The sequence below is a fragment of the Bradyrhizobium sp. 2TAF36 genome, assembly GCF_052114925.1.
Taxonomy (GTDB): Bacteria; Pseudomonadota; Alphaproteobacteria; order Rhizobiales; family Xanthobacteraceae; genus Bradyrhizobium; species Bradyrhizobium barranii.
The window spans coordinates 94939-107484 of the sequence record NZ_JBFRFR010000006.1; the positions used below are offsets into that span (position 1 = coordinate 94939).

General features: G+C 58.7%; 9 protein-coding genes. 5 read left to right on the forward strand and 4 right to left on the reverse strand.

Annotated features, from left to right (window positions below; translation table 11 throughout):
• Positions 1-422: 422 nt before the first annotated feature.
• Positions 423-2993 (reverse strand): ATP-binding protein, encoded by a 2571-nt coding sequence (locus AB4Z51_RS04755; RefSeq protein WP_135215657.1) that lies wholly within the window; start codon positions 2991-2993, stop codon positions 423-425.
• Between the two features lie 781 nt (positions 2994-3774).
• Between AB4Z51_RS04755 and AB4Z51_RS04760 the strand changes: the two genes are divergently transcribed.
• Positions 3775-4197 (forward strand): hypothetical protein, encoded by a 423-nt coding sequence (locus tag AB4Z51_RS04760; protein WP_080586612.1) that lies wholly within the window; start codon positions 3775-3777, stop codon positions 4195-4197.
• Positions 4198-5645: 1448 nt separating this feature from the next.
• On the opposite strand, the gene AB4Z51_RS04765 is transcribed toward AB4Z51_RS04760, so the two are convergent.
• Both AB4Z51_RS04765 and AB4Z51_RS04770 read right to left on the reverse strand, forming a co-directional pair.
• Positions 5646-5861: a hypothetical protein gene (locus AB4Z51_RS04765; RefSeq protein WP_135215658.1), complete on the reverse strand. Its 216-nt coding sequence runs from the start codon at positions 5859-5861 to the stop codon at positions 5646-5648.
• Between the two features lie 828 nt (positions 5862-6689).
• The gene (locus AB4Z51_RS04770; RefSeq protein ID WP_167768166.1) at positions 6690-7067 is read right to left on the reverse strand and encodes a hypothetical protein; all 378 of its coding nucleotides are present in this window, start codon (positions 7065-7067) and stop codon (positions 6690-6692) included.
• A gap of 281 nt (positions 7068-7348) precedes the next feature.
• On the opposite strand from AB4Z51_RS04770, the gene AB4Z51_RS04775 reads away from it, so the two are divergent.
• Positions 7349-9145, forward strand: a complete 1797-nt coding sequence (locus tag AB4Z51_RS04775) for a flavin-containing monooxygenase (protein WP_441497108.1) — start codon at positions 7349-7351, stop codon at positions 9143-9145.
• Positions 9146-9314: 169 nt separating this feature from the next.
• On the forward strand, positions 9315-9494 hold the full coding sequence (locus AB4Z51_RS04780) for a hypothetical protein (protein WP_135215660.1): 180 nt from the start codon (positions 9315-9317) through the stop codon (positions 9492-9494).
• Positions 9495-9640: 146 nt separating this feature from the next.
• Here AB4Z51_RS04780 and AB4Z51_RS04785 read toward each other — a convergent pair whose 3' ends face one another.
• Positions 9641-10054 carry a hypothetical protein gene (locus tag AB4Z51_RS04785; protein ID WP_135215661.1) on the reverse strand — a complete coding sequence of 138 codons (414 nt, stop codon included), beginning with the start codon at positions 10052-10054 and terminating at the stop codon, positions 9641-9643.
• Between the two features lie 1049 nt (positions 10055-11103).
• Between AB4Z51_RS04785 and AB4Z51_RS04790 the strand changes: the two genes are divergently transcribed.
• Positions 11104-11883 (forward strand): site-specific integrase, encoded by a 780-nt coding sequence (locus tag AB4Z51_RS04790; protein WP_135215662.1) that lies wholly within the window; start codon positions 11104-11106, stop codon positions 11881-11883.
• A gap of 168 nt (positions 11884-12051) precedes the next feature.
• Complete coding sequence (locus AB4Z51_RS04795) at positions 12052-12546, forward strand: hypothetical protein (RefSeq protein WP_135215663.1); 495 nt, start codon at positions 12052-12054, stop codon at positions 12544-12546.

Sequence of the window (12546 nt, forward strand, 5' to 3'; positions counted from 1 at the left end):
TCGGAGAAGCCGTCGCATCGATCGGGCATCATGGCGTGCGGAACATGCAATGCTGGGCCGAGGACTGCCGGAGCACCGCATCGCAAGCGTCAAGAGCGCTCCAGGCCGACGACTTCTTCGCGTCGTGTCAATCGTGAGGACCCGGAAGTTCGCTGATCCTAACATCGGCTCTAACCCGCAGATCAGTGCTGATCCGCCAACATGGCATCGATGTATATGGGAATTTCCGGCTCCTGAACGCGATGACGCTTGGCCGCCCCACGAGCGTCCTCAGCCCCTCAAACCGCCAATAGGTCACCGCGCTGGAAGCTCTACTTTCGTTACACTGAAGGCTTTGCTCGCATGTATCGCCACCCGCGGCTCTAGAGACGATTACGCATTGTCGCTATGGACGGCGCGATGCCTTCTGGCTTCGTGCCTGCCTAACTATCTTCTTTCTGAAGGAGAGAATGCAGACGTTGAGCGAGTTCGGACACGCCAAAGGGCTTGTGAATAATAGGGAACTCGTCTGTCGCCCCGTGACGCGCGAGCACGTCTCCCACGTAGCCCGACGTAAGTAGTATCTTGATCCTGCTGATCCGCCGCTTTGCTTCGCGAGCAAACTCGACGCCATTGGGACCATTCGGCATGACGACATCGCTGAACAGAAGATCGAACCCCTGATCGCTGTCGAGAATCCGGATGGCTTCGGTACCGTTGTGAGCAAGGCGAATCCGATAGCCAAAGCTCGTCAGCATTGCAGACACGACTTCCAACAGATCTTCATTGTCCTCGACCAAAAGAATTCGCTCGGAGCCTCCCGGCATAGCCCGGGTCTGTTCGGCTTCCACCTCGTCGCGAGCCTCCTGATTGGCTCTCGGCAGGTACAGTGAGATCGTGGTGCCGGCGTTAGGGGCACTTTCGACTGAAATATAGCCACCGGATTGCCGGACGAAGCCATACACCATGCTGAGACCGAGGCCAGTGCCCTTGCCAACTTCCTTGGTAGTGAAGAAGGGCTCGAARATCCGGTCTCGTACCTCGGGAGACATCCCCTGCCCCGTATCCGAGACGGACAGCCTCACATATGATCCGGCCGGACATTCAGCGACGGCTTCCCCGTCCAGAACGACGTTCCGCGCCTCGATCTCGAGCACTCCGCCGCCCGGCATCGCATCGCGACCGTTCAGCGCTAGATTGAGAAGGGCAGTCTCCAGCAGGGATGGATCCACCTGACAGAGCCACAATCGCTCGTCGATCTTCAGCCTGACCTCGCATTCTGCGCCGACCGCCTGACGGACGAGCCCCTGGAAGTTGGAGATCAGCTCGCTGGCATTGATCAGTTTAGGGTTGAGCTTTTGCCGTCGAGAGAAAGCGAGGAGCTGTGCGGTGAGCTTCGCCCCCCGGTCGGCGGCGCGCCGCGCAGTCGCGGCGAAGCGCCGGATCTTGCCGTCATTTGCCGCGCGCTCGATGAGATCAAGGTTTCCCGAAACGACGGCAAGCAGGTTGTTGAAGTCATGGGCAACACCGCCCGTGAGCTGTCCGACGGACTCCATCTTCTGACTCTGATGAAGCTGCTCCTCGATGCGCTGGCGCGCCTCCACGGCATGCTTTTGCTCGGTGACGTCTCGAAAGAAGATCGCGATCCCTTCGCCAGAAGGAAACGCGTTGATCGCATACCAAGCGGCACGACGAGGACAGTGCGCTTCGAACGAAACCGGACGGCGGTCCGACATGACTTCCCGAAGCTGCTCGACGATTCCCGTATCGGGGGCATCCAGAAGCGACGCCTGCAGGTGCATTCCAATCAGATCACGCCCCTGAGCGATCTGAGACCAGGCCCTCTGGTTGAAGAAGCTGATCCGCCAATCGTGGTCGACAATCACGACGCTGTCGGTTGTGCTTTCGAAGAGCATCGTAAGCCGGGCCGCGGCGTCCTCGGCCTTCTCTTTTGCATCGGACAATTCCTGCTCGCGGCGATCCAGCGCATCGGCCATGGTGTTGAAGGCGCCGGCTACACCCGCGATTTCAGAACTGCCGCCAATGTTCACACGGCGAGCATAGTCGCCGAGGCGCCATCGGTTCGCGGCGTCAACCAATAGTCCGAGCGGCCGATGGATGAATTGCCGGGCGCCAAGCAGCGTCAGGCCCAGCACCATCATGGCGCTGAGGGCGATGAGGAAGATGTCATGTCGGGTCCGGCTCTGGATCTCGGCAAAGGCGTTCGCCTTGTCGAGACCGAAGCTGACGCGAAGTCCCCCAGAATCGGGCCCGAGAGCCGAGAAACCCACGATCCTCTCGACGCCGTCGACATCAACCAGGTCGGCTGCGAGACCGTCGCCATACTGCCTCCCATCACCAGCGCGAACCAATTTCTTACCGACAAATCGGTCATTGTCCGGGTAGCGGGCAAGGAAGGTGCCGTTGCGATCGGTGATGGCCAGCGCGTCTCCCGCCGGAACACCCGCGCGCGCGATGTAGTCCGCTAACCAGTCCAGGCCGAGAGGCGCAATGATGACGCCCCCTGGCTGACCATTATCTCCGTAGAAAGGCAGAGCAAACTGAATGAGTTTCCGATCGACGGACAGACCGATCGAGAATTGTCCCACCGTAAACGCGCCCGTCTTCAACGCATCCGCAAAGTAGGGACGCCCGGAGACATTCACCGGCTTGCGATCCGTGTTCGTATCGCAGAAGGGCTGGCCACTCAGATCGGTAGCGACGAAAGTGAGGAAAGCCGGAAACCGGGACCTCATCCCCGCCATCGCCGCATTGCACCCCTTGCTATCTTTCGCCTTTATCGCAGGGAGTTCGGACAGCGCAATCAGGACCTGCCGAATGCCCTGAACGATCTGTTGCTGCTGTTCGGCGGCGAGCTTAGCGAGACCGAGCGCCTGATTCTGTACGTCCACTTGGCGCGCGCGTCGAAGGTTAACTTCGTTGTACGCCTGAATCGAGATAGCGGGCAATAACGCGACTGCGACAAGCGCCAACAGGCGCGACAAGATGGTCATTCTCTGCCGTATTCAAATCGTCCCGGAGCTTGCTGTGCATTTCAATCCCAATGGGGATACGCTTATAGGCGTTCGTCATTCCAATCACGATCGTGAGAACCGAGTGACCGCTCGTTGAACATGCGCGGCGGCGCGAGCTTCATCCGCACCCGCATTCAAATGACACATGTTGCATGTTCGCCCCTGCAATCCCGCCCCACTCGCGAGCGCCATGACATCGCGCGGTGGTACAGCCAAAATCGACAATCTTGGTACTGTTTTTTGAGCGGGCATCGCGCATCTATCTGCCAAGACCAACGGCAACTCGGATGTAACTTCGACCTGTGGAGCGACGGTTCGAATGCGTCGGGCGCGATCGCGCCACGGCGTCGGAGTATTGCGTCGGTAATTTGGACCAAACCTACTTTGCTTAAAGCACGGCCTTGCTCATCGTCGCTCATGAAATGCCAGGCGATCACAGATCCGATCTGGACCGCGCCAGCGATACCGGCAAGCGCCGGTACTTCATGGCCCAACCATCCTGGAAAGGCTGGCGGTGATGGAGTTATGGCCTAACGAATCGGCGGATGTGTTTCGGTAACGGAAGGAGCCGCCTGGATCGGTTCCGTTACAAGCGCCTTTATCTTGTCGAAGTCTGTCTTTGACCCTCCAGGCACGATTAACCTTGGCGGTTAGGCTTACCGAGCAAGCATCTCCGCGAGAAGCTTGACGGCCGATCTATGAGCCGTTGGCCAGAACCGATAGATTGTAAGGATTGAGTCGTTGCGTTCGAGTGGCGCGCGTGAGTTTTCAGCTTTCCATATTGAAGATTTTGGCAGGGCAGCCAGACGGCCGGGGAAACCTTGAGCTTATCAAGCTGCATCTCGCGGTTTTCTATACGAGCGGCCCTGAATGGACGTTGCGTATGAAGCGTCTCGCTGAACTTGCGCCGGATCTTGATGCGTTCAGCCAAGGACTCATCACTCGTGAACGCGGCGCATGGACTATCACGAACCAAGGACGCGACTTCCTTGCCAAACTCGAGGAGGCTGCCTTGGGTGCAACGCCGGCCATACGGCCCCCCGACCCAGCCGAGCCGGTTGAGGTCGAGCAAGCCTCGCCAATAGCTCCTCCAGCGGCGGCTTCTCTGCCGAAAGTACTGGAGCGATCGCACGGGCGCCCCCAAGGCAAACACCGCAAGAACCATCGCAAACGATCGGCTTAAGTCGGCTGAATCTTGGATCGCGAAACGAGGACGACTTCGCGACTACATCGACCATCGGCCCCGGACCCGGCGAGTGCAAGAGCGCACCTGCGTTAGTATCACTTGGGCCGCTTAACGACACCAGATCGCTTCGCAGATGGCTTCCGGGTGACGATCGTTTCAATACTTTGCAGAGTCCGCGCGAATTCGGACCGCAGCTGCTGCACGTGTGCCGTATCCTTCGGCTCAGATAAAAATGCAATCTTCACGAGGAAGCGGTTCAATCGCGATGTGACGAGAAGATTGTCAGAGTGTTGCGAGCGCAAGTTCGTGATCTGTCGTCGTATCTCAACGAGATCGAACCGGTCATCGTCGGGCTTATTCGCCAAATGAAGCTCATACCGTTGCGGTAGATAAACAAAGCCGCCGCGCCGAATATCTTGGCGCGACGACCTCGCCATGGTGAACCCGGACGGGGCAATGTCCGGTGCAGAGAGGTTAGCGCTCCGCAGCTCGGGCGCAATCGAAGACGCGGATTAAGCTTGATGTCGTCGCGGAAGGTTAAATCTGGAACAAGCGCTACTGTGGTCTGCAGCACGCCCGCGCGTCCAGTTAAGCGCCTCTTGTCCAGCGACCTCCCGGCGACACGATCAAGGTTGGAGCCTAGCGCTTTGGCGCGGGTTACGTCGCGCTCAATCGACCGCTCGGACTTGCCGGATTTTGCCGCCGTGTCCTTGGCACAACTGTCTATAGAGCCGTCAAGCCGCCTTTCGCTTGGAGATCAGCTTCGCCCGTTGCGCCGGCGTCAGGTCGCGGCGGATCAGGTTTTCGTCGATTTCCATAGGCGCGGAGGAGCCGCAGCCACGCGCTATTGCTTGGCGCACGCAGCGCCGCGGCGCGCCAAGCGCCCAGGCCAGTGGCGGCAATGGGAAGCGCGTTGCTCAGCGCGCATTCCGCTGCGTCCTAAAGGGTCTTCAAGCGAATACTTGCGGATGCTTGTCTCTGAGTCATTGCAGGCAGTTACGCCTGATTGATCGGCTCTTCGAGCCACAAAATCGCTTCCGACTTTTGATCAATCGTTATCGTTGTGCCTCGCTATCCGACCAACACGTAATTGCGCGAGTGTTGTTCGGATACCTTTGTGGGCGAACCTAAGAACCAAATCACCAGATCGGCGTTATCCCGGCACTATGGAGCCGTTTCGCGGAGGTCTAATGATGGACCCGAATCGAGCAGCTTTAGTCCTATCTGCTATCGCACTGGCCATCGCCATTGGAACGGCAATCACGTCAGAGCGCCTCGATACTCGTACGGCCAGCAACGACGCACCTCCCGGAACGGTAGGCCTCGCTAGGCCGCACCCGCCGCTGGACCGTGCGGCAGGTGAACCGATACAAACGGTAGGCGGGCCGCCTAGCGCGAGTATTCGGCAGCGTCCCTGACCGAACACTGGCCACCCAGCGAGAGCGCTACCGAAGCTCCTTGATGTGGCCGGTGCTGTCGACGATGAGCGACCGCTCCGTACCCTCCTTGATTGCTCGGTAGGTCTTGATCTTGCCGCTCGGGACCTCCTGAATCTGCGAATAGCCCGCGGCACGTAGCTTGGCCTCAATCTCCCCCTGCGTCAGGGCGAGCACAGGCGAGGACGCCCACACCGTTACAACAATGGCAATGACTGTTCGCATCGTTCGCCTCCTTGCTCCGCCAGAGGATGCGATAGCTCCTACTTTTTGCGCACYGTCTCACTGARGTTCGCCAATTTTCGCTAGCGATTAGTCGAGCKACAAAGCGAGAATCGCTAACTCTTGTTAATCATTGGGGCACACGCTCTACGTCAGATATTTCATACTTCTATTTTTTTGCCGCGCATGGCTTTTGATCGAAGAAAATCGGACCGTGTTCAATTTGCCCATCAGCACGCCGTCAACTTGATGGCTGCTAAGAGGAAGTCTGCGTCGTGAGCGCCATGCTGCAAAACATGGAGCTGATCGTCCAGCGCAGCTTGCCTACTCTTGACGTAGAGTCCCTTGAATGTTGTGAGGCAAAAGAAGCACTTTTCCGAAGCAAAGATGGCTTTTTGCTCTATCTAACAGATGGAACCCCACCGCCTCTTGGTAGGGAGCGAGTGGTCCCATTGAGTCTTCGTCAGGCACTCCTCTGGCTAAACGAAAACCAACTCTCCGAGGCTGGGTCTTTTTGGGCATAGCGGAGAGCAGCTTAGCTGCAATACCGGCAAAACCAAGTTTGCGTCTGGGCCCAACCCGCTTAAGCAGCTCGCGGAGTTGCGGATGGAGCATCCCCGCGCGAGACCGCAATCGCATTGAGGCCAATCCGGATCCTGCCTTCAAATCACCTCCGCCGATGCTGTTGGCTTACGTTCTCAACCAGGCCCTGATCACGATCCGCCACCGGGTGCTGTTCTGGGAGCGTCTCGGACGGGTTGAGGCACGCTTATTGCTCCCTGCCCCCACGCGACGCGCATCAACTCGGCGTCACGCCAATGCTCGACCCGCCTACTTGATCGTCGCGTGCACTGTGATGACCGATGTGCCAGAAGCCTTCGGCCCCTTGCCCGTTGCTTTGATGGCAAAGGTGTCACTTCCTTTGTATCTGGCCCTCGTCCTGTACTCGTAAGTCGCAACGTTGAGCTTCTTCAGTTTGCCGTGTGCTGGCTTTTGCGAGATTTCCGAGCTACTCGCCGTGCCGCGCAACGTGATCGGGAAGATGCAACTGTCCCCAGACGCGACGCTGATGTCGCCGGTCGAGTTCTCGCCCCAATCCGCCAATTCCATTGATCTGGAACATTCCGAAGCCGCCAGGACGATAGAAACATAAGTTGGGCTGGAAGCTCCCGCGACAAGCGCCAGAGTGGCAAGGCTAGACAATCGCATCGTTGATCTCCCGGATCATGCCGCAGCTTAGCGCGAATCGGTATGCTCTGCCCCTCCGTTACAGGAGCCTGCGGGCCAAATTCCGGACGCATGCACCGCAGCAAATGGAGTTCTTAGTCTGCCCGATCGTCGGTGGGCAAAGCGCCGTTGTTGCAGGCGAGCGCTGAGAGGCGCTGAAGCCGACCGGGAACCCTGCCGCGCGAGTCTGGATTCCCGCGATGGTTGGAGTAAGGTCGTGCGGCCTGCGCAGAACAATTGCAAACGACATCCGGGAGGAAGTGATGCTCGACACCACGCTTAGCGCGCGCGTCCAGGTTTTCCTCGACAAGTTTGAAGCCGCGCTTGCGGCGGGCGATCTCGACGCCGCCGTAGGAATGTTCGCTCCGGAATGCTACTGGCGCGACCTCGTTACCTTCACCTGGAACATCAAGACCATGGAAGGCCGCGATCAGGTCCGCGACATGCTCGCGCATTGCCTCGCGCATGTGAAGCCGCGCAACTGGAAAATCGCCGAGGGTGAAACGCCAACCGAGGCCGGCGGCGTGACCGAATCTTGGATCACGTTCGAGACCGAGGTCGCGCGCGGATATGGACTCATCCGCCTGCAGAACGGTCAGATCTGGACGCTCTTGACAACCATGGCCGAACTGAAGGCCCATGAGGAAAAGGCTGGCTTCAGCCGACCGCTCGGCGCCAGGCATGGCGTCAATCCCGGCGCCAAGACCTGGAAGGAACTGCGTGACGAGGAAGTCGAGCAACTTGGCTTCAAGACCCAGCCCTACGTGCTTGTCATCGGCGGCGGACAGGGAGGCATTGCGCTCGGGGCCCGGCTGCGCCAACTCGGTGTGCCGACGATCATCGCCGAAAAGAACGCACGCGCCGGCGATTCCTGGCGCAACCGCTACAAGTCGCTCTGCCTGCACGACCCCGTCTGGTACGATCACTTGCCCTACATCGATTTCCCCAAGAACTGGCCTGTGTTCTCGCCCAAGGACAAAATCGGCGATTGGCTGGAAATGTACACCAAGGTCATGGAGCTGAACTACTGGTCGAACACCACGGCCAAACGCGCCAGTTGGGACGACACCAGGAAGGAATGGACCGTCATCGTCGAACGCGATGGCAAAGAGATTAGTCTGCGGCCCAGACAGCTTGTGTTCGCGACCGGCATGTCGGCCAAGCCGAACATGCCGAAAATCAAAGGCATGGAAACGTTCAAGGGCGAGCAACACCATTCCTCACGCCATCCCGGCTCCGGCGGCTACAAAGGCAAGAAGGTGGTGGTGATCGGCTCGAACAATTCGGCCCATGACATCTGCGCTGCGCTATACGAGGCCGGCGTCGACGTAACGATGGTACAGCGCTCAACGACGCACATTGTGCGCTCGGATTCGCTGATGGAGAGTATCGGCGATCTTTATTCCGAACGCGCCGTCCGCGGCGGAATGACGACGGCAAAGGCCGATCTGATCTTCGCTTCACTGCCCTACCGGATATTGAATCAGTTTCAAAAGCCGGTCTACGACAAGATCCGTCAGGACGACGCCGCTTTCTATGCCGGGCTGGAGAAGGCCGGCTTCAGGCTCGACTTCGGTGACGACGATTCCGGGCTATTCATGAAATATCTGCGCCGCGGCTCGGGCTATTACATCGACGTCGGCGCCTCACAGCTTATCATTGACGGAAAAATCAAGCTGTGCGCTGGACAGGTCGAGGAAATCACGCCCAACGGCGTCAGGCTCGACAACGGCAAGGAATTGCCAGCGGACGTAATCGTCTATGCCACCGGCTATAGCTCGATGAACGGCTTTGTCGCCGATCTCGTGAGTCCGGAAATGGCCGACAAAGTCGGCAAGGTCTGGGGCCTCGGCTCGAATACGACAAMGGACCCCGGCCCATGGGAAGGTGAGCAGCGCAACATGTGGAAGCCGACGCAGCAGGACGGCCTATGGTTCCACGGCGGCAATCTGCATCAGTCGCGACATTACTCGCAATTCCTTTCCCTGCAGTTGAAGGCTCGCTACGAGAGCATCCCGACGCCGGTCTACGGCCTGCAGACTGTCCATCACAAGGCCTGAAATTGCCGAGCGCACAGCGGGGCTCGCGGATTGCGAGCCCCGTGCCATTTCCGGGTCTCCACACTCGCTAGCGCAATGGCCGCCTTGTCAGCGCGCAGCAGAAAGGGCTCGGCAATGGTTAGGCCAAGCGCTTTCGCACTCTCCGGGTGTCATCGAAGCTGCCGCCTCGTTGATCATCGCGCACGAGATTGCTGGAGATCACAAAGATATCTTGGACCGCGTCGGCGACACGGGCAAGCGATGGTATTTCCAAGCGCAGCGCATCCCCGAGAAACTGAAGGCGATGGAGCTATGGTCAAAAGCGCTGTTAGATGCATTTCACAATGCCGGCGGACTATTTCCCTCGTAGTCCGTCCCGTTACTCTATCCGACGCGAGCCCCGGCTACAGCCCTGGAAGCAGAGAAAATGTTTTCCAACGCTAGTCCCCGCGGCAGCAACGATGCACTGCGCGGGGGGCATTGAGTTTTATCAGAGGTGTTTGGTTTGCGGGCGGACTAGGCCGCCACACGGCCGAACATGGCGAGCGAGCGCTTAACCATGTTATTTGCAGCGCGATCCGTGATCGTGATGTCCAGGCGCTGGCGGCTCTTCGGATAGACCTTGGCGCGCTTCACATCGGTCATATACCAGCCGGCGCGGGTTCGGGTGAGCGTCACTTCCGTCGTGATGACAGCGTACTTGTAGCTGTTCGCAGCGGGACCAGAAGGACGGAGGACAAGCTTGGCGCCGGGGCGATCGCTCTTGGCAATATCATAGGAGGTCAACATTTTTTCTGCGAGGCGCGCGAAATTCGTCAACTTCGCGGGGTCCGTGATGGTGAAGGAGGTGGCTCCGCGGTTGATAGCATCAAGCTCCGCTTGTATGGCCTCCACGTCAACGTCAACGCCGTCTACTCTAAGCTTCTTCATTTCAATTGCTCCATTCTTATGATGCACACTGCATCAAGGCCGTATCGTAGCGTTGCGTTTTTTTCGAAGGCAATTGAGCCCGGTTTGCTCTCCCCATAAATCTCGTCAAACGGAAGTAGAACGCTGTTTTCAACCTGCCGATATCGCCAGATAGCGCCTTTTCGAGTGTTTTGCGGCACAGATCGCGCCAACGTCGGCGCTGACTACATGCTTCACCGACCACCACCGGCCGCGGCCGGTGGTGGTGGTGGTGGTGGTCGGTCCGCGACCGACGCCGGTGATGTCGGCAAACCAATAGAGGGCCGCCTCGACTTTCAGATTTAACTAAGCTGAGAGTTCAGGCGGCGGTCGCTGCCGTGAGGTGTCACAGACCATCCATATCTCTAAGGTTTTGTCGCGATTGACCCGCGTTCCGACGGCACACGCAGATAGGCGTAAGACTCGCCTCGGACCTCACTGGATCACGGCCGCGCCGACACTCACATGAGTTGTTGGATATTGCGCAAGGGACGCCTCAAACTTCCCTGGACCACAAACCAAGCTTGCCCAACAAGCTGGGCCATTGCGCCCCATCAGGATCGAACTGCAGACGACAATCACGCCCGGCCGACATCGAAGTGCGGAGCACATCAACGATGTGCAACTTGTCAGCCCCCACTTTGCCGGCTGGTTTGGCCTATCGCCCAATGCGCTCGAAACATCCGTTTCGGCAGCCTCGTAGTCCATTGAAACATATGTCCTTTTAGCGATCGCAATGTGTCCTACCGTTGTCCTACCGCTACCCTCCGACGCGATCTGCAACGGCTTTTTGGGATTTGCCGACGCGCATGGTCAAACGTGAGTCGAGATATCAACTCACATGGCTAAGGCGACCTAAAATGTTTCCGGAAACTTCCATCTCGCCAGAGACCCAGCGAGCATACAGCTCGCAAGCTTGGCGACTGGTCAACCAGTTCAGAAGGGAAAACCCTGGCCCTCCGGCTACGTCTCCACTGCTCGGCGCGGTCCGGTGGTTCTTGCGGCAACACTGCCGTTGGGCCGACAGCACGGTGCGCCGCTATGCAGTTGCGCTGGCGCAGGAGCTGGATGGCCTGCTGGAATTCGACAGCTTCCCGCCGGGAAGTTGCGAAGGCGTGCTGCTCGATGCGCTTGAGAATGATCGCCCCCAGCCCGCAAAAACACCATCGATCAAGTCGCGTAAGCATCTGCCAGTTCAAGAACTGCGCGCCATTGTCGCTTACTTCCGATCGTCGGACGACGAATTCGCGAGGTGGTGCGCGGGGTATCTGGTTTTGGCCAGTCGCCTGGGCTGGCGCCCCGGAGAAATGCTTAACGTTCAGCGCCAGGGTATGCTGCTCGTTGCCGACGCGGAAAAGCATACAAATGGTCGCGGCCTCACCGAAACCTGCCAGGCCGACCTGTCGCCATACGGCGCGCGCTGGTTCCCCGAAATCGACGAATGGATCTCCAATATTCGTAAGTTCGAGCAAATCTACGGCAGCCGCAAAGGTCTCCAGGCTAATCTGAATGCGCGGCTTCAGACCGCCTGTCGGCTGCTCGGCATCAAGCGGGTGTGCACCTACACGCTGCGACACTTTGCGATCGCCTCGATGAAGGCTTCCGGTCTGTCACGGAAGGAAATTGCCGTTCTGGTGAACCATGCCACGGACCGTACGGCGTCGGACCGCTATTGCAAGAAGCGGCACGGCGCCAGGCGAGCGCGCCGGCGATGGGTTATTAATCAGGCCCGCTTGGCTAAAGTCCGTTCGATTTCTCGTCGGTACGATCCATCGAAGCGATTCAAGTCGCAGCTTCTCACTCCCACTTGATCGYCGCGTCGGACGTGACGCCGACCTCAAAAGCAGCGGCTTTGCCAATCAGCCGCGAGCACGACGACCTTTCGCGATCTTCCTCGTTTGCCACTTTCAGAATCCCATGCCGTACTGGCCTTCGAAGCATGTTTGCGTTTTGCAACATGCCAACAGGAGCTGGAAGTCATGTTGCGTTCAATTCTCGCTGGTCTTGCCCGAGCCGTCCAAATGGTGTTCGACATTGTCATGCTGCCGCTGCGCGGTCTCCTGCACGCGCTCTTCCCCGCGCTCTCCGAGCCTGTGGGGATACTCGACGACGAATATGAGAGCGGCCACGACGTGGGCGCTGATAATCCGTTTGCCAACTCGCACGATGCGTTCCATGCGCGCGATGTCGAGGCCAATCTGGCGATGGCCTGGGCGGCCGATGCGGCGATCGCCAACATCCAGCCACCACTTCCGAACATCAGGCCGATAGTCAGCGACTGGTTAGTCAGCCTGTCCCATAACGAACTGGATAAGCTCGTCACAAGCGGATTTGACGGCATTTACGGCCATCTGCATCTCGCGATCCCCGTCGCGGGCGTGCCAGTTCTCGAAAGCCGTGCCGAACCGCACGTGCCAGGGAGTGACCGGAATCTCACCTCCGGAGGTCCCGCGGCAGCTTTCTCGCGAGCTTAG